Genomic DNA, 18,099 nt, shown 5'->3' on the forward strand with positions numbered 1-18,099 from the left:
ACTGTATTGCCCGTTTTGACGCTACGGCATTCTTTACCACGTCATTGAGGCGATCAGGAAAAACACTAATCTGCGGTCACACTACCTGAATGTTGCCTGATTGCAATATTTTCCGCAAAATATGCACAGAAACAATGCCGTTTTAGTAAATCCGTAACCTTAATATGAAGATCGCGTGAACGCGAGGTTTTGCGATTCGCAGGAATTGGTTGCACGCAGCCATGCCAAACAACCGTGAAACCTTGCAGAAATCTTTACCCGCCGCAGTTCTACCGCCGGCGGTGGCCCGTTACGCTTCGCCGAGATATGCCCGAACTGTTTCCAGGAATTTCGCTACGGAGATCGGCTTGGATATGTAAGCTTCGCACCCGCCCTGCCGGATACGCTCCTCATCACCCTTCATGGCGAAAGCGGTCACGGCGATAACCGGGATGGAAGCTATATCCTCGTCTTCCTTGATCCATTTCGTGACTTCCAGCCCCGACACTTCCGGCAGCTGAATATCCATCAGGATCAGATCGGGATGATGCTCACGGGCCAACTGCAAGGCTTCGATGCCGGTCCGGGTTTGCAATGTATTATAGCCGTGCGCTTCGAGCAGATCATGAAACAGCTTCATGTTCAGCTCGTTGTCTTCGACGATCAACACGGATTTTGCCATATGTCCGGCCCTTTACCCGGCCTCTTGCCGGTCCCATTTTATCTTCGCAGCACATTTTAGTCCGCGGTAGAACCCTTCCCCGGTCCGCATTAAATTTCTTCTAACCCGGAATCGTTTCAGAAAGGCAAAAAAACACAATGAAAAATATACAGAGCAAGTCATTGTCCGTTGAAGAAGCACAAGGAATTGCTACTGAAGCTCTTCTCCAGCTCAGCCGTGACCCGGAACAGATCGGCAGGTTTCTTGCTTTTTCTGGAATTGGACCGGAAATGATTCGAGAAGCGGCGGGAGAACCTGGGTTTCTTGCCGGTGTGCTCGAGTTCTACATGATGGATGAAGCGCTGCTGCTTGCCTTTTGTGAAAATGCCGGAATACGGCCAACGATGATGGCCGCTGCACGCTACGCAATTGCCGGCGGAGACGAAGACCATGCCTGAACCGACGCAAGTGCTGCCCGAAGTTCTTGCGCAGATCCAGGCACTGCCGTTTTCGAACCGCCCTTTGATCATCTGCGATGTGGATGAAGTAATTTTGCATCTGATCGCTCATCTGGAAGACTATCTTCACGCTCGTGACCTGGCTTTCCTGAAGTACGAGTACAGGCTGACCGGCAATATTGGCCGGCGGGACAACGGTGAGCCCCTGTCGTCCGACGACGTTCGCAGACTGCTTCTGGAGTTCTTCGACGAGGTCAGCCATCGTCAGGACATGGTCCCCGGTGCAGGCGATGCGCTCAATGCACTTGCACAGCAATGGGACGTTATCCTGCTGACCAATCTGCCCGGAGGTCACAACAAGCCAGTGCGGGAAAAGCTGCTCACCGGGCTCGGTATCACCTTTCCGTTGCTGACGAATTCCGGTCCCAAAGGTGGTGCGGTTGCAGCTCTGTCTCGTGGACGTCCGGAGCCGGTTGTCTTCATTGACGACAGTCCGACCAACCACACCTCCGTGAACGCGACCCTGCCGTCTGCTGTCCAGATACAGTTCATCGCAGACGCCAGATTTCTGCAGACCACTGAAAAGGCAGGTTACATCGATCTGTTGAGCAGCGATTGGCAGGAGACGGCCGCCTTTATCGGAGCTATTCTGCAGGGCTCGAACCGAAACCAGCAGAGCGGCTGATTGCCCATCCGCCCCGCAGCCGATTGCCAACGCCGTGTCCCAACCCGTTCCGCCCTTACGTGCCCTTTGCCGAGACTGCGGCGCCCGCCTCGCCCCGTCGGCAGCCAGGTGCACCCGCTGCGGCAGCCCGAGGCTGGTCAAGCATCCGGAACTCGACACGCTGGCCATTGCCCACATTGATTGCGACGCCTTTTATGCCTCGATCGAAAAACGCGACAATCCGGAGCTGCAGGACCAGCCGGTAATCGTTGGCGGAGGTCAGCGCGGGGTGGTTTCCACATGCTGCTACATCGCCCGCATTTACGGTGTGCGGTCCGCAATGCCCATGTTCAAGGCGCTTGAGGCTTGCCCGCAAGCGATCGTGATCAAGCCTGACATGGCCAAATACGCGAGCGTCGGCAAGGAGATCCGTGAACGCATGCGTGCGCTCACGCCCCTGGTGGAGCCTTTGTCCATCGACGAAGCCTTTCTTGATCTGACGGGCACCGAACGCCTTCACAAGAAGTCTCCGGCGGAAACACTCGCCGGCTTCATACGCGACATGGAAGCCGATATCGGCATATCGGCGTCTGTCGGCCTTGCCCCCAACAAGTTTCTGGCAAAACTTGCGTCCGATCTCGAAAAGCCGCGTGGCTTCTCCGTCATCGGCGCAGCGGAAGCCGAAGACGTTCTGGCGGCCATGCCTGTGGGCCGCATCTGGGGTGTCGGCAAGGTGTTCCAGAAAAAGCTGGAGAAAGACGGTATCCGCACCATCGGGCAACTGCAGGAAATGGAAGCGACGGATCTTGCCCGCCGATACGGCACCATCGGCCTGCGTCTGGCCCGTCTTTCGCATGGAGACGACAGCCGTGAAGTCACTCCTGAACGGGGTGCAAAAAGCGTTTCTGCGGAAACCACCTTCTTCACCGACATCTCGAGTTTCGATACCCTGCGCCCCATTCTCAGAAACCTGGCCGAGAAAGTGTCTGCGAGGCTCAAGAAGGCGGAACTCTCAGGTCGCGGTGTGACTTTGAAACTGAAAACCGCCGACTTCAAGACGATCACCCGCGCCAGGCATTTTTCCGATCCGACCCAATTGGCCGACAAGATCTACGCAGCGGGTGAGAACCTTCTTCAGATCGAAGCCGATGGCCGCCGTTTCCGGCTTATCGGCATCGGCGTCAGCGATCTGGAAAACGCGGACCGGGCCGATCCGAGAGACCTGCTCGACCAGTCGGCCGAACGACGGAAGAATGCGGAACTGGCCGTGGATCGGCTTCGGGACAAGTTCGGAACGTCAGCTGTCGAACTCGGCCTCACGCACGCAGCGCGCGCTGCGAAGGAAGCCAAGAAGCAGGGTGACAAGTAGTTCGCCTGTCACCCGATCATTTTTAGAAACGGTCTTGCCCGGTTACTGCTGCGGGCACTCGGACTCGTCGTAAAGCTCCAGCGACGCCATCTTGCCCTGGATGGTGAAATCGCCGTAGTCGAGCTTCAGGTGTCCGCTGATGCCGTTTTCATACAGCCAGAATGACAGCTGATAGACCGGCAGAAGCTCTCCACTTGCGTCTTCGGCACTCGGGTCGAAGTAGGCAACGGTAACGGGCCAGTAGCCCTTGCCGGACAGCGGTGCATCCACGTGGTCAGCATCGGTTTTTGCGTCGTTGACGGCTTTGGCACCGATCACAGTCGTCGTTGCATAAACCTTTTCTCCGGTTTCGGCGCCGTCGTAGATGTCGGCTGCAACAAAATGGACGCCCGCCTCGGCCGACTTCATGATCGTCAGAAGATGCTCCGTCGGAAACAGCACTTCCCGGCCAATCTCAAGCGATTTTTCCGAAGGTTCCTTCAGTTCGACAGTACGAGCTTTCTTTCCGCTCCGTGCGGTTCCACGGGTCGCTTCGACCAGTTTCTGGTCCACAAAGGTCTTGGAGAGGAACTGGTAGCTCTCGGCGCGCGGCTCTTCGAAGGAAGTCGTCTGCAGATCAGTGATCTGTGAACCACCGTCGGTATCCTGGAACTCGGTGACAAAGCGGAAGTTGACGCTGTAGCCCTCGCAGGCGCTTCCGGAGAAATCGTAGACCATGCGTCCGTTGAGGCCCGCGATCCCGGCTTGCTCCTCGCTGTCTCCCAGGTTCATGTCGTAAACGGCGCGATGGGGCACGAGTTTAAAGCCGACAGTGCCGCTCGCATCGGCGTCGGTCGCGCCAGACACCGCAAAAGCTGCGGCGGCCAAAACGATCGCACCAACGGTCGAGGACACTGACTTCGGAACGCATTGCATCAAAAAAACCTCATTCTCGTCCTGGTGGAAACGCCACCTGGACCGGTTCCACACATTATGCGGCAAACTGCACATTCCGCCACCGCGAATGTGCAGCCATGCCCCAAGCCCCGCTGGCCTGTTATTTCACAAATCGTCCTTCTCAAGTGGTGACCGTGGCAATCGAAACCAAGCTCCTCCACAGTTTCCTTTTACCGTACACACCCCATTTTGACCTTGTCACCTGTGACGAATTACGCCAAGACACGCCGAAAGCTCTCAAACTTGGAGAACCCCATGAGCAGCGCGATCGAAACCCGGCTGAACGAACTTGGCATCACCCTTCCGGAAGCGGCGGCACCCGCGGCCAACTACGTGCCTTTCCTGCAGACCGGCAATCAGCTGTTCGTTTCCGGCCAGTTGCCGATGGCAGGCGGCAAGCTTCAGATCTCCGGCAAGCTGGGTGACGGTCTGGCCATCGACGAAGGCAAGGCCGCTGCCAAGCTGTGCGCCATCAACCTGCTTGCCCAGGCTAAGGCTGCCACCGGAAATCTCGACAAGGTTGCCCGACTGGTGAAGATCGTCGGCTTCGTGAACTCCACGGCCGAATTCGTCGACCAGCCGCAGGTCATCAACGGCGCATCCGACTTCCTGGTAGAAGCGATGGGCGAAAAGGGCCGCCATGCGCGCTCCGCCGTCAGCGCCGCGTCCCTGCCCTTCGGTGCTGCTGTCGAGATCGAAGCGATTTTCGAAATCGAAGACTGACTGCTTGCGGGGAGCCTGGCCTCCCCCACACTCTTCCCGAAGCCACACCGGCCGGTGAGGCATTTTCCTTCCTGACGAGCCCCCGCCATGACACCGGAACTCGAAGCCATCTTCGCCCGCCCGATCGCCCATCGGGGCTATCACGATGCCGACAACGGCGTCATCGAGAATACGCCTACCGCAATTCAGCATGCGATCGACAAGAATTTCGCGATCGAGGTGGATGTTCAGGAAACGGCAGACGGCGAAGCTCTGGTGTTTCATGACTACACGCTGGAGCGCCTTGCGGAGGGAACCGGCAGGGTTATCGATCTGGCCGCATCCGAGCTCACCAGCATTCACATGAAGACTGGAACAGACAAGCTCTGGCTCCTGAAAGACCTGTTCGATCTTGTCGACGGCCGCGTCCCGCTGGTGGTCGAGATCAAGTCGTTGATGCGCCGTGATGCGCAAATGGACTTTGTCCGGCACGTGACGGACCAGGTGGCGGGCTACAAGGGCCCTGCATGCATCAAGTCATTCGACCCGGACATGTTGTCCATTGCAAAGGCACGCAACGCCTCGGTGCTGCGCGGTATCGTCGCCGACGGCGCCGAGCCCGGACCTGACTATGCCCGCTACAGCCGTGTCGACCGGTTCATCCTGCGCCATATCCTGCATGCACCGCGCACGCGCCCGCATTTCATTTCCTACGGTGTCAAGGACCTGCCAAAAGCCGGCCCCAGTCTGCTGCGGTCTGTGTTCAAGGTGCCGCTGATGTCCTGGACGGTGAGGACCACCGAACAACGGGAAAAGGCCGACCGCTACGCAGACCAGATCGTTTTCGAGGGCTTTGATCCGGACAAGAGCGCAGCCCGTTCCCTGTAGAAATAACCATTACACGAGATCAACCTCTTGCACTGCAAAATGCCAGCGCTACATCAAGAGTATGGTTTCAAACTTTGGTTTCTTCTGACGCATGACCTCCTCCCGGTCCACGGACGGCAACTCCCCGGCTACAGATGACGGCGGACAGACAGCGACCTTGCGAATCCTGTCTTCCTTGAAGGATGTCACTGCCTCCAACTGGGATCAGGTGGCCAATCCAGGCTGGCAGCTTTCCGGACGGGGGCTCTTGAAGAAAGACCCGAAATGCGAGGCGTTGGCCGAGCTTTCCGGGGCACTTGGCGGCAGTTCCGAATTTGCCGGTGAGGACATCGATTTCAACCCGTTTGTGTCCCACGCTTTTCTGGAGGCTCTGGAGGCTTCCGGATGTGCAACGGAAGCGACAGGCTGGCTGCCCAGACACATGGTGCTGGAAGATAGCGGCGGCGAGGTCCTCGGTGCCGTGCCGGCTTATCTCAAGAGCCATTCGCAAGGCGAATATGTGTTCGACCACGGTTGGGCCGACGCCTTCTACCGTGCAGGCGGTGACTATTATCCGAAACTTCAGATCAGCGTGCCCTTCACGCCGGCAACCGGACGCCGGTTTCTGACAGGTGCCGGTGTCAACCGTGAAGCGGGCCTGCAAGCGCTTGCCGCCGGTCTGGTACAGGTGTGTCAGCGCTCCGGGGCTTCATCCGTGCATGCCACTTTCCTGACCAAACCGGAATGGGACAGTCTGGGTGAACTAGGATATCTGCAACGGACCGATCAGCAGTTTCATTGGGAAAACCACAGTTACGACAATTTCGACGGCTTTCTGGCAGATCTGGCGTCGCGCAAACGCAAGGCCGTCAAGAAAGAGCGGCGCGAAGCCCTGAGCGCTGAGGGCATTGAGGTGGAATGGGTCACCGGGTCCGATCTGACAGAGGCCCATTGGGACGCCTTCTACAAATTCTACATGGACACAGGTTCACGGAAGTGGGGCCGCCCCTATCTGAACCGGAAATTCTATTCGCTGATCAATGAGAGGCTGGCTGACCGCACCTTGCTGGTTCTTGCCAAACGGCATGGCCAATACATTGCCGGTGCCCTCAACTTCATCGGCTCGCACACCTTGTTCGGGCGCCATTGGGGCTGCACCGAGCACCATCCGTTCCTGCATTTCGAGCTCTGCTACTACCAGGCGATCGACTTTGCGATCGCCAACAAGTTGAAGCGCGTTGAAGCCGGCGCTCAAGGTGCCCACAAGCTGGCGCGCGGCTATCTGCCGACCACCACCTATTCCGCCCACTGGATCGCCCATGAAGGGCTACATCAGGCTGTCGCCGATTTTCTGGAACACGAACGCCTTGCCGTCGAACGCGAGAACGAGGCACTGGCCGAACACGCACCATTCCGCAAGATCGACCAAGAGACCTGAACCTTGGTGTGCACTTAGCAATCAAGCCGCATTTCGTATTGTTGCAGCAGCTCTTCCGCACCTGAAAGGCGCAGGAATGCGTTGGCGCTTTGCGCAGCGGTGTCGACGTTGACAAACCGTAGTTCGGATCCGCCCAGGGCCTCCATCAGCCCCTGCAACAAGGCTCGGCCAATGCCTTGGCGACGGTGGTTCTTGTGAACGGCGATCTGCGCGACCGCGCCATCGGCAAAACTCGCCCCCCACCCCAGAATTTCATCGTCCTGGCGAACAGCCAGAAGATGGATATCCGGGCTCAAACCACGAAGCCCGGCAATACTGTTCTGGGGGGTCGGCAAGGTATCGAAATAGGGGCCGGTATCATCGGGAAGATCGTGCAACCCGATCCGCTCCAGCACCCACTTTCCGACCTGCGCCTTGAGCGCCTTGCTGTTCACGAGCCGAAAGACACCAAGTGTCCTTTCGCGGCGAAAGCCAAAGGCTTCATAAGCAGCAACCGCCTTTTCGTTTGTCGTGATGACCTCAAGCTGCAGGCCTTTCGCGCCGACCTCAAGCTGCTTTTCGAGCACCGCTGCAAGGAGCTTTCTCGACAAGCCTTTGCGACGATGCGCAGGACTGGTCCCGACGGACAACGTATAGGCCGTGTTGCCATATCTGGAGTTCGGCAAGCTCGAAAACCAGAAGGCTGCAATCTCTTCCCCTGCCATCGCCACGAAGGAATGCTCTGCCGAAAACCCGCGCTGGCGCTGAAACTCACGGAAATCCTTCTCGCTCAGATGCAGTGGCGTGACGTAATCCGAGAAAGCAATGTTCAAGGCCTCGCACAGCTGGTCAGCACCAAACGAGCGGCAATCGACAATCTGATAGGACATGGAAGTTTCCGAAAAATGCGGGAAGTCCGCAAGGAACCTCCGGTCCCTGTTCCAGGAGCCCGGAGCGATGCGCAACGCCGGTCCTTCATGACCGGCGCAATCACGAATTCTGTCATGAAGGTCAGGTCAGTCGTAGGCGTCCACGACGTCGTACATCACCGGTTCGAAACTCTTGCACAATGAACTGATACGCCGGTTGCGCTCACGCATTTCCGGTGAACGCAACATGGCCAGGAAATCTTCCCGTCGGCGCCACTGCGAATAATTGGCGATACGGGTTTGAGCATCGTTGACATGCAGCCCGGCCCCAATGAAGCCCTGCTGATGGCTAATGAAATTCTCGTAGGCGTCCTTCAGTTCGTCCAGAAGGTCGTAGCATGTGCCCGGGGTCATTTCGAAAGTGGTAATGACGGTCTGGCAATCGCGGTCGCTTGAAATTTCAGGCATGGGGCTCTCCTCCTCCGCCGGTACCTCCGAGGCTGGCACGTTTTTAGCGGACCGGCAATATGGGGAGGATTACGTGGCACGGGAGACCATCAATTCTGCTTTATGGCCTTGCGCTTCCAATTACCTTTGTGAGCCTCTTTCAGGCCGGCTCGACACCCTCAACTTTCATGCTGTTCACCGCCTGGAGCGCTAGGGACAGCAGGTTTTCGAAATGGGTGGTTCGGGAAGACCCGCATCGCCAGACGAGGTACATCGTCCGGCGCATCGGCAAGCCCTCGATCTTCTTCAACAGAAGATCCGGCTCCTTTCCGAATTCGGACGCAATGTAAGCGGCGGGAAAGAGTGCCAGCCCCATGCCGATCGAAGCCATCTGGCGCAAGGCATCAAGGCTTGTGCCTTCATAGTCCTGCCGGAAGTCCGCACCCGCGGCATGTGCCAATGCCTGAACATCGTTGTGGAGGCGAAACCCCTGACCGAGTGCAAGCAGCTTCTCGCCGCGCAACATATCCACCGGGATCACTTCGACGCCAGCCAAGGGGTGCGACTTCGGCACGGCAAGTGAAACGCTTTCCCGGCATAGCACCTGTGCCGTCCACTGATCCGATGACGCAAAATCCGGTGTCAGAATGCAGTCGAGCGCACCGGACATCAGTCCCTCTTCCAGGAGATTGGGCCTGTCTTCGCGGATGTAGAGCTCGAGAAGCGGAAATTCACGTTTCAGGATTGGCAACAGGTAGGGCATGAAATACGGCCCGAATGTGGGCGAGACCCCAAGGCGGATCAGACCGCCGAGATTGGATTGCCCTGCCTGGGCGACAGTCACGATTTCGTCGAGATTCTCGAGGGTACGCCGTGCAAGCGGCAGCAGGCGCTCACCGGAGGCCGTCAGGCTGATCCCCCCACTGCCGCGCTCCAGCAAGGTGCAGCCAAGTTGCTCTTCAAGCAGCTTGAATTGCGCCGAAAGCGTTGGCTGCGAGACATGGCAGCGAGAGGCAGCCCTGCCGAAGTGCAAGGTTTCTGCAAGTGCAACGAAATAGTCCAGCTGCCGTGAAGATGGCCGAAACCGCATGTCGCCTCCCTGCATGATAGATAATTTCTATCAAATCAATCGAAACAATGTATTTCATCTATTCTCTCCTCGTATCCATATCAAGGGTGTCACAGACACAGCCCACGAAAGAGGAGCAGGCGATGTACAACAGACTGAAGTCGCTGCGCAGCCAGCACAACACCCTGGATTCCCTGATCCGCAGAGAGGAAATGCACCCTTATCCGGATACGCAGCACATACGGTCGTTGAAGAAATTCAAGCTTCGGTTGCGGGATGAGATTACCCGGATCGAGACCAACCTGAGCTCCTCTCAGCTGGTCTACTGACCGGCAACACAACGCCAATCGGGAGGTTTTGAATGAATCCGTTCCTGCCATTCTTTTCACCCTTTGCAGCCCTGCAGCGCACGCCTTCCAGACAGTCCCGCCTGAAGGATATCGATGCTCGCATGGCCTCGTTCTTGCGCGAGAAACAGACGTCGGGCGCCGCCTGCCCCAAGGTGCTCGACAACGTCAAGACCGCAAGGAGCACAGTCCAGCGCGAGATGGTCTCGGCACGTTAGAACCACGTCCCGAAAAGAGGACGGGTTCTTGGCCCCAACCGGATTTCCGCCATCCGGACCACGCTGACCATCCAGCTGGACATCCCGCCCGCAGGCCTCGCGGGCGGGTTTTCTTTTTCGTTGCCTTGCCGTAAGCCGCGCTTTCTAATTCAGATCGAAACAGTGTTTCGGCAACGGTTCAGGGAAACCCGCATGACCTCATCGCCCTACTACTCTCCAAGCGGCGGTCACCCGCCACAAACCCAGCTGCTGACCGACCGGGCCGTCTTCACGGAGGCTTATGCCGTCATCCCGAAGGGAACGATGCGTGACATCGTCACCAGTTATCTGCCGTTCTGGGAAAAGACCCGGCTTTGGGTGCTGTCACGCCCTCTCTCCGGATTTGCAGAGACCTTCTCCCAATACATCATGGAAGTGCAGCCGGGCGGCGGCAGCAAGACCCCGGAGCAGGACGCCGATGCAGAAGCCGTTCTCTTCGTGGTGCAAGGAAAACTGACACTCACAATCGAGGGGACTGTGCACGTACTGGAAAACGGTGGATACGCCTATCTACCGGCCGGTTGTGCCTGGACGGTCGAAAATTCGGCCGATGCTCCAGTCCGGTTTCACTGGATCCGAAAAGCCTATGAAGCAGTCGAGGGACTGGCTGCCCCGGATGCATTCGTAACGAACGAAAAACAGATCAAGCCGACCGAAATGCCGGGGACGGACGGTAAGTGGGCAACCACCCGTTTCGTCGCGCCGGAAGACCTGCGTCATGACATGCATGTGACCATCGTTACCTTCGAACCGGGTGCCGTTATCCCGTTTGCCGAAACCCATGTGATGGAGCACGGGCTTTACGTGCTGGAGGGCAAAGCCGTCTACAGGCTCAATCAGGACTGGGTCGAAGTTGAAGCCGGTGACTACATGTGGCTGCGCGCATTCTGCCCGCAAGCCTGTTACGCCGGCGGGCCAGGCAAGTTTCGCTATCTGCTCTACAAGGACGTCAACCGGCACATGAAACTCAGTCGTGGCTGAAAGGCAGACTGAGAAAATGAGTCCGGATACGTCGACAAGATATTGATATCACGAGACTAGATGCCTCTAGAGGCCCTAGTGAAACCCGGAACTGCATTTCCGTGTTTCCTGCACTCCTTGGCGTAACGGGTTGGGTCCCGTGATCAAGCCATGGGGGGCCGGTGTTGGTTGGCGTTGGGATGTCATTTGAGAGAAAGACAAAAGGCGGCTCGAAGGCCGCCTTTCAAGTTTGTGAGTAACCGCGTTCGGGGTTACTTCGCCGGAACAGCATCCGCCGGAACTGACGGCTCCGCCTTCGTCTTGTTTTTCTTCGGCGGGCGAACCCGGAAGAACAGGGCATAGAGCACGGGTGCAGCAATCAGGGTCAGCACTGTAGCAAACGCCAGACCGCCCATGATCGTCACTGCCATGCCCCGGAAGAAGGCATCCGACAGGAGCGGTGCCATGCCGAGGATGGTGGTGATCGCCGCCAGCATCACTGGCCGCATACGCGAGACGCTTGCATCGACGATTGCCTGGTACTTGTCCCTGCCCTCACCAATCAGAAGATCGATCTCTTCCAGAAGCACGATGGCATTCTTGATGAGCATGCCGGAAAGCGACAGGAAGCCGAGCAGCGACATGAAGCCGAAGGCTGTGTCCGTGGCCAGCAAGGCAATGGCAACACCATTGATCGACATGGGCACCATCAGCCAGATGATCAGCGGCTGCCGCACGGAGCCGAACAGCAGGATCGAGATGATCAGCATGACCAGGAAACCGAGCGGCAGCTGCGCACCCAGAGATTCCTGCGCATCGTTGGTGCTTTCATATTCACCGCCCCACTCCAGCGCATAGCCCGGAGGCAGCTCGATGGCCTCGATTTGCGGACGGACCCTTGCAAGAGCAGCAGTCGCGGTTTCGCCCGCAGTCGTCTCAGCCTTCACCGTAAGCGTGCGCACGCGATCACGGCGATGGATGAGCGTATCCTGAGGCTCCATCACGAATTCCCGCACAACCTGCTCGATCGGCACATAGCGGCGTTCATTGCTGCTCAGGACCAGGGAGTCCGACACGCTCTCGTTGACGGAGATGCCGTTCTGTTCGGCCTTGCGGGCGACAATCGGAATGCTCTCGTCGACATCTCGGTAGGAGCCGACACGAATGCCTTCAGTCGAAAACTGCAGGGCGACCGACAGCTCCTCGCGGGTCACGCCGGAAATTCGGGCGCGGTCTTCATCGAAGATGGGCCGCACGACAAGTTCGCGCTGGCGCCAGTTTGTGTTGACGTCTGCAAGCTTGTTGTCAGGCATCGCGAAGATCGCCTGCGCCTCGTTGCCGAGCCGCTTGAGCTCATCCGCATCCGGACCAGAGAACCGTGCCTCGATCTTGGCACCGCCACCGGGACCGAACACCAGGCGCTTGGTGATGATCTGAGCAGACGGGAAACGTTCCGCGAACTGCTCCCTCAACTCAAGCGCCAGCATGTCGATCTCTTCACGATCATGCGTCCGGATGATCATGTGGCCATAGGCCGGGTTGGCGTCTTCCGGTGCGTAGGTCAGCATGAAACGCGTTGCACCACCGCCTGCAAAGCTTGTGACGGTTGCCACCCGCTCATCCGTGAGGACGATTTTCTCCATCTCCTTCAGGTCCGCCTCGGTCGACCGGATATCGGTTCCCTGGGGTGACCAGTAGTGGACATAGAAGATCGGCGTGTTGCTGTCCGGAAAGAAGGCCTGTTTCACGTTACCAAAGGCCATGACACAGACAACAGTGATCCCGACAAGGGCGGCAACGGTCAGCAGCCGGACATGCAGGGAACCGATCAGAATCCCGCGATAGGCCTTGTAGAGAATGCCCTTGTAAGGGTCATGATCGTCCAGATTGCCGGTGGCGGTTCTGAAGAAGTACTTGCCGAACAGCGGGGTCACCGTGATCGCGAAGACCCACGACAACAGCAGCGATATCCCGATCACGGCAAACAACGAGAACAGAAACTCACCGGTAGCATCCGGCGACAGGCCGATGCCGGAAAATGCCATGATGCCGATGACGGTTGCCCCCAGCAGGGGCCACATGGTCTGAGCGACGACGCGGCTGGCTGCCTCAATCGCCTTCTGGCCACGCTGCATGTTGATCATCATGCCTTCCGCCACGACGATGGCGTTGTCCACTAGCATGCCCATGGCAATGATAAGCGCACCGAGCGAAATGCGCTCCATCTCGATAGCGAAGATGCGCATGAACAGAACGGTGGCCATCACGGTCAACAGAAGCACTGTGCCGACCACGATTGCCGCGCGCCACCCCATGAACAGCGCCAGAACACCGATCACGATGACCACGGAGGCCGCAAGGTTCATGATGAAGCCGTTTACGGATTCATCGACCACGATATTCTGCTCGTAGATGGGATGGATCTGCATGCCGACCGGCAATTGCGCTTCGACGGCGGCAAGCTTCTCGATCACCCGTTCGCCGACTTCGACAATATTGGTGCCATCGACCTGAGACACGCCGATCGTCACTGCCGCGTGGCCATCATGGCGTATCAACCTGTCCGGCTTCTCCGGCTCGCCCAACTCCAGCGTCGCAATGTCGGACAGGCGGATCATTGCCGTCGACCCTGCCCTGCCGATGACGAGATCCTGAATGCCGCGGAAGTCGTCAAAGGCGGAAGCCGTCATGAGGCGAATGCGTTTGTCACCTGAAACACCCGACCCGTTGGTCTGAATACGGTTTTCCGCATCCAGCACACCGATCACGTCGGTGAAGGTGATGCCGAGCCCGGCCATCTTGTCCTGATTGACATTCAGGTAGATGACATCCTGCGGTTCGCCGGCAACTTCCACCTTGCCGACCCCGGGAACCGTCAAGAGTTCGCGCCGGATACGCTTGACCGTGTCGCGAATGTCCCGGTTGGTATAACCGTCGGCAGTGAAGGCGTAGAAAAGGCCATAAACATCGCCGAAATCGTCATAGACCAGCGGTGTGCCAGCCCCTGTCGGCAGGTTCCGGACCTCGTCATTGACCTTGCGCCTCAATTCGTCCCAGACCTGAGGCAATTCCTCGCCGTCGTAGGTTGGCTTGATTTCGACGCTGATGCGCGACAGGCCGGGCTCCGACACGGATGTGATCAGATCCAGTTGCGGCATCTGCTGGATGGCCGTTTCGAGGTTTTCGGTAATTTCGTTTTCGACTTCAGCCGCGGTTGCGCCTGGATAGCTGGTGATCACCTGAGCCTGCTTGATGGTGAACGCAGGATCTTCCAGCCGCCCCACGGTGGACAGGCCCCAGAGCCCGCCCAGAAGCGACATGATCACGATCATCCAGGTGTTGACCGGCTTTTGAATGGAGTAGCGTGCAATATCCAAGGTTTCTGATCCTCTTGCCTGTCCGGAACCGGATCAGTTCAAACGCCGCACGACCTGGCCGTCGCTGAGATAGGCGACGCCGGCGGAAACGATGTCGTCGCCTTTGTCCAGGCCGGAGCGGACCGGAATGAAGTCGCCCATGACCGTGCCGATTTCGACCGGGTTCTTGGACACGGCGCCCGTGTCGGCATCGAATTTCCAGACGTAGGCGCTGCCATCACCGTCGACGGCAATTGCACTTGAAGGCACCAGGAACTGTTCTCCCAGTTCCAGACCTTCCGGCAGAAACTTCACGGTGACAGAAGCCGTCATGCCGGGTGACAGCTGCTCTGCGCCGTCGCGAGGCATGGCAAGGGTGATACGATAGGTTTGCGCCACATCATCGACCTGGCTGGAATGCTCGCGGTATGTCAGCGGAAACAACTTGTCGCCATAGGCCGGGAACCTTGCCTCGATCGAGGCCACTTCAGACTCGGATACCCGTCCGAACAGCGCCTCGGCAACGTTGATGTCCACCTGCACTTCCGACACATCGTGAAGCCGCACAACCGGTGTGCCGACACTGACCGTGGTGAAATTGTCGACCAGTCGTACAGAGACGATCCCGTCGAAAGGTGCTTTCAACGTGGTGTATTCGAGGTTCTGCTTGGCTTCCTTCAACGTCTCAAGCGCAAGGTCGTGCTTGTTCTTCTGCTCGTCGTAGGCGGACTGTGAGATCACGGAGCGTTCACGCAGGGTTTCCAGCCGGTCGAGTTCCCTCTTTGCCTGCTCGGCATTGATCGTCGCCTCGCGGACGGCACGGTCGTAGTCAGTCGTGTCCAGCGTGGCGATCAGGTCGCCCTCTTTCACGCGCTGGCTTTCCAGAACCGGAAGCGCAACAAGCTTGCCCGGCACCTGAAAGGACAGGTCGACGGTCTTTACCGCCGCAACCCGGCCCGCGAACCGCCGCTCCAGCAGACCTATCTGGTCTGTCACCGTAAAGATCTTCGCAGGTCTCGGCGCGGCGTGAAGCTTTGCTTCTGCTTCGGAAACCGGATCAACTGCGTCTTCCTGGCAGGCTGCGAGCATCCCCGCAGCAAACAGGAGGGCGACCCAACGGCGGATTGGGGCTTTGTGAAGTGCCAGCATTTGGTCTTCCGTTCTAGTCTTGGAGTTGGGTCAGACGCTTGCGCAGGTCCTGAAAAACCAGCGCGCGTTCCTCATCTGTGAAAATCGTGACGCAATGCGCCTCGGAGAAATGCAGACCTTCCAGGCACGCCCAGATTGCCCAGGCTTTGCCGCGGTCGGAAAGTTCGGCTTCGATGGCCGCCTTCATACGGGATTTCACGCCCATGAAGGGTTCACTCAGGTCGGGACGGTCTGCTTTCGTGGCCAGCATGGCCTGCGCAAGATCCCGCTGCTCACTCAGCCAGCCTTCGGTGACTTCGATCATGGCGCTCAAGGTCGGGCATTCGGAAGAAAGGTTCCGCTCCCGCGCAGCGGACACTTCGGCTTCGAACTGGCCCGCAAGGAATTCCACCATGCCTGTAATCAGCGCGTCCTTGGTGGGAAAGTTGTAGAGCACCCCCCCCTTCGAAAAGCCGCTTTCCTCGGCCACGGCATCCATGGTGAGGCTTTGCGCCCCCGAGCGTCTCACGACTTCGAGTGCAGCCTTCAGTATTTCCGATTTTGATTCATGCGAGTTGCGTGTCGAACGCGCGGCCATTTCTATACCGTCCAGTCAGTACAGTTTCGCACTATTTATACCGTCCAGCCGGTACAGACAAGAGGGCACACTGGCATAAGTTCGCCAGCTTTTTCATCCTGCTCACACTCAAAGTGTGTCCAGGCAGCCGGACACCGCAAAGACTGGCACGGGCATGAGCCTGTGCCAACCGACAGAACCTGATTTTCTCGAGATCGATCCAGGTAAAAAACAAGAGCCAGCCGGAAGGCAGGATCAGGCTGCAGCGTTCTTGCGCATTGCAGCTTCATTTGCCGCCTGTTCTGCGGCGGCAGCTTCCGCTGCAAGCCGCGAACGCTCATTGGCTTCTTCATCGGTACGTTCTGCAAAGGCGATGAATTCATCGGCCGGCATGGGGGCTGCGAAGAAGTACCCCTGGGCAGCGGTAACGCCAAGTTCAAGCAACCGGTCGATCTGCTCTTCCATCTCGACACCTTCGGCAATGATGCCCATGCCCAGATTGTCGGCCAGTTCGACCATGGAATCGACGATGGTCGTCGAGTTGTCGTCCGACCCGATGGTATCGATGAACATCTTGTCGATCTTGATGATGTCGACACCCAGCTTCTGCAGGTAAGCCATGCCGCCGTGGCCGGTGCCAACGTCGTCCAGCGCCACACGCACACCCAGGGCCTGCAGTTCCGCGATGATCTTGCGGGCGAGTTCCATATCTTCCAGCGGATGGCGTTCGGTCACTTCCACGACGATCTGCTGGAAGGAAATCCGGGACTTTTCGAAGATCGAACGGATGTCGGAAATGATTTCGCGATCCAGGAAGTGCCCCGCGAAAAGGTTGATCGACAGCTTCAGGTCCGGGTTGTCGCCATAAAGGTCGCCGATTTCCTCCGACGACACGCGCATCATGTGGCGGGTCATGTCGAAGATATGGCCGTTGTTTTCGGCATAAGCCATGAACTGGCCCGGCGAAACGATCATGCCATTTGGACGGCGCCAGCGCATCAGGATCTCGCAGCCGCGCAACCGGCCACTCTCGATGTCCATGACAGGCTGATAATAGGGAATGAATTCGCCATTGCGGATCGCGGCGATGAATTCGTCGTCGGCCTCCCGCTCCGGACGCCAGGACAACCAGACGCCGATGGCAACGAACAGAAGCGCAATGCCGGCACAGGCGGCGGCCGCAACAACCTTCAGATCCTGCACGACATTGCCGGCGGCCGAAATCGGTGCGGTGATCGTCGCGACCAGCGGATAGAGCTGCGAGGAGACCTCGACAGACAGGATTTGCGAAGGATCGGTCGCCTCGGAGTTATAACCGCCGATACTGTACCAGAGCAGATTGTTGCCGAGGCGCAGTTCGGCTCTGCGATAGGAGCGCAGATATTCCGGACCGGGATCGATGGCAATAACGGCGGGCGTCACTTCCGCGAACAGACGGGTCTGGTCCTTGAGATCCCAGCTGATTACCGCCGCGCGAGCCCCCAGATAGTTGCGGTCCAGCATGCCGATACCGACCAGCGGGCCGTCTTCGCGCATCGGAGGAAGAACGACCTTCCCGGCCAGATCTCGATCCGGAATGATGCACATGCGTTGACCGGCCGCGTCCGCCAGCCCGATGGCGTCGATCATGCCGTGCTCGACGATCTGTTTTTCGTAGATACCCCGGTCTTCGGCGCTACAGGTTTGCACGTCGTCACGGTCCAGTCGCTGCAGCAGGGAGACGGTCGTGGAAATTGCCTCTTCGGCGCGATGGATGGCCACATTTCCCATGGCTTCCATTTCGACGACGGCGCGGCGTTCCGCATATTGGTTGAGGATGACATTGATCGCAAAAAGCGGAGCAGTCGCCAGCGCAAGGGCGATCAGCACCGTTTTTACAAAACCAACATAGCGGAAAGACAAGTCGCAGGCCTGTTCGTGAATAAACTCTTTCTGACCATGGCTGATCTGGGTAAACAAGGACTGAAGATTCAGCAGTTTCATTCAGATCAAAGCGACCTGCCTCATTGCCGTGTTAGCTGCAGGACAGACGAGAA

At 58.1% G+C, this 18,099-nt stretch carries 18 protein-coding genes; 9 read left to right on the forward strand and 9 right to left on the reverse strand.

The genetic code is table 11. The annotated features are described in order from the left end of the window. Positions 1–289: 289 nt before the first annotated feature. Entirely contained in the window at positions 290–661 is a 372-nt protein-coding gene (locus tag ACP90_RS16830; protein WP_006934912.1) for a response regulator, read from the reverse strand. Positions 662–798: 137 nt separating this feature from the next. On the opposite strand from ACP90_RS16830, the gene ACP90_RS16835 reads away from it, so the two are divergent. Genes ACP90_RS16835 through ACP90_RS16845 form a run of 3 tightly spaced genes read left to right on the forward strand, consistent with a single transcriptional unit; the run spans position 799 to position 3,131 of the window. Continuing rightward, the gene (locus ACP90_RS16835) at positions 799–1,098 is read left to right on the forward strand and encodes a DUF3572 domain-containing protein (protein WP_023004046.1); all 300 of its coding nucleotides are present in this window, start codon (positions 799–801) and stop codon (positions 1,096–1,098) included. Next, entirely contained in the window at positions 1,091–1,783 is a 693-nt protein-coding gene (locus tag ACP90_RS16840; protein ID WP_023004045.1) for an HAD family hydrolase, read from the forward strand. The genes ACP90_RS16835 and ACP90_RS16840 overlap by 8 nt, the downstream gene beginning before the upstream one ends. Positions 1,784–1,817: 34 nt before the next feature. After that, the gene (locus tag ACP90_RS16845; protein ID WP_062489013.1) at positions 1,818–3,131 is read left to right on the forward strand and encodes a DNA polymerase IV; all 1,314 of its coding nucleotides are present in this window, start codon (positions 1,818–1,820) and stop codon (positions 3,129–3,131) included. Positions 3,132–3,173: 42 nt separating this feature from the next. Here the strand turns inward: ACP90_RS16845 and ACP90_RS16850 are convergent, their stop codons facing one another. Further along, a complete protein-coding gene (locus ACP90_RS16850) occupies positions 3,174–4,046 on the reverse strand; it encodes a cell envelope integrity EipB family protein (protein WP_208993353.1) in 873 nt (290 codons plus the stop codon). A 276-nt stretch (positions 4,047–4,322) separates the two neighbouring features. On the opposite strand from ACP90_RS16850, the gene ACP90_RS16855 reads away from it, so the two are divergent. The 3 genes from ACP90_RS16855 to ACP90_RS16865 all read left to right on the forward strand — a co-directional run bounded on the left by ACP90_RS16855 (position 4,323) and on the right by ACP90_RS16865 (position 7,074). Continuing rightward, entirely contained in the window at positions 4,323–4,790 is a 468-nt protein-coding gene (locus ACP90_RS16855) for a RidA family protein (RefSeq protein ID WP_062489014.1), read from the forward strand. Between the two features lie 87 nt (positions 4,791–4,877). Beyond that, positions 4,878–5,657: a glycerophosphodiester phosphodiesterase family protein gene (locus tag ACP90_RS16860; RefSeq protein ID WP_062489015.1), complete on the forward strand. Its 780-nt coding sequence runs from the start codon at positions 4,878–4,880 to the stop codon at positions 5,655–5,657. 91 nt (positions 5,658–5,748) lie between these two features. Continuing rightward, positions 5,749–7,074 (forward strand): GNAT family N-acetyltransferase, encoded by a 1,326-nt coding sequence (locus ACP90_RS16865; protein ID WP_201030405.1) that lies wholly within the window; start codon positions 5,749–5,751, stop codon positions 7,072–7,074. Positions 7,075–7,088: 14 nt separating this feature from the next. On the opposite strand, the gene ACP90_RS16870 is transcribed toward ACP90_RS16865, so the two are convergent. The 3 genes from ACP90_RS16870 to ACP90_RS16880 all read right to left on the reverse strand — a co-directional run bounded on the left by ACP90_RS16870 (position 7,089) and on the right by ACP90_RS16880 (position 9,459). After that, positions 7,089–7,943, reverse strand: coding sequence for a GNAT family N-acetyltransferase (locus ACP90_RS16870; protein ID WP_145915787.1), 855 nt, complete (start codon positions 7,941–7,943; stop codon positions 7,089–7,091). A 126-nt stretch (positions 7,944–8,069) separates the two neighbouring features. Further along, on the reverse strand, positions 8,070–8,390 hold the full coding sequence (locus tag ACP90_RS16875; protein ID WP_062489017.1) for an antibiotic biosynthesis monooxygenase: 321 nt from the start codon (positions 8,388–8,390) through the stop codon (positions 8,070–8,072). A gap of 139 nt (positions 8,391–8,529) precedes the next feature. Then, a complete protein-coding gene (locus ACP90_RS16880) occupies positions 8,530–9,459 on the reverse strand; it encodes a LysR substrate-binding domain-containing protein (RefSeq protein ID WP_062491721.1) in 930 nt (309 codons plus the stop codon). Positions 9,460–9,581: 122 nt separating this feature from the next. On the opposite strand from ACP90_RS16880, the gene ACP90_RS16885 reads away from it, so the two are divergent. The 3 genes from ACP90_RS16885 (at position 9,582) to ACP90_RS16895 (ending at position 11,023) form a co-directional block, all read left to right on the forward strand. After that, positions 9,582–9,767, forward strand: a complete 186-nt coding sequence (locus ACP90_RS16885; RefSeq protein WP_031270751.1) for a YdcH family protein — start codon at positions 9,582–9,584, stop codon at positions 9,765–9,767. A gap of 32 nt (positions 9,768–9,799) precedes the next feature. Beyond that, a complete protein-coding gene (locus ACP90_RS16890; protein ID WP_055653717.1) occupies positions 9,800–10,003 on the forward strand; it encodes a hypothetical protein in 204 nt (67 codons plus the stop codon). Positions 10,004–10,195: 192 nt separating this feature from the next. Further along, positions 10,196–11,023, forward strand: a complete 828-nt coding sequence (locus tag ACP90_RS16895; protein WP_062489018.1) for a bifunctional allantoicase/(S)-ureidoglycine aminohydrolase — start codon at positions 10,196–10,198, stop codon at positions 11,021–11,023. Between the two features lie 251 nt (positions 11,024–11,274). Here the strand turns inward: ACP90_RS16895 and ACP90_RS16900 are convergent, their stop codons facing one another. The 4 genes from ACP90_RS16900 to ACP90_RS16915 all read right to left on the reverse strand — a co-directional run bounded on the left by ACP90_RS16900 (position 11,275) and on the right by ACP90_RS16915 (position 18,046). Continuing rightward, positions 11,275–14,379, reverse strand: coding sequence for an efflux RND transporter permease subunit (locus tag ACP90_RS16900; RefSeq protein WP_062489019.1), 3,105 nt, complete (start codon positions 14,377–14,379; stop codon positions 11,275–11,277). Between the two features lie 33 nt (positions 14,380–14,412). Next, entirely contained in the window at positions 14,413–15,507 is a 1,095-nt protein-coding gene (locus ACP90_RS16905) for an efflux RND transporter periplasmic adaptor subunit (RefSeq protein ID WP_062489020.1), read from the reverse strand. 13 nt (positions 15,508–15,520) lie between these two features. Then, complete coding sequence (locus tag ACP90_RS16910; RefSeq protein ID WP_055653711.1) at positions 15,521–16,084, reverse strand: TetR/AcrR family transcriptional regulator; 564 nt, start codon at positions 16,082–16,084, stop codon at positions 15,521–15,523. Between the two features lie 234 nt (positions 16,085–16,318). Beyond that, positions 16,319–18,046: an EAL domain-containing protein gene (locus ACP90_RS16915; RefSeq protein WP_023004030.1), complete on the reverse strand. Its 1,728-nt coding sequence runs from the start codon at positions 18,044–18,046 to the stop codon at positions 16,319–16,321. Between the last annotated feature and the right edge of the window lie 53 nt (positions 18,047–18,099).

The sequence above is a fragment of the Labrenzia sp. CP4 genome (genome assembly GCF_001579905.1).
In the GTDB taxonomy this organism is placed as follows: Bacteria; Pseudomonadota; Alphaproteobacteria; order Rhizobiales; family Stappiaceae; genus Roseibium; species Roseibium algicola.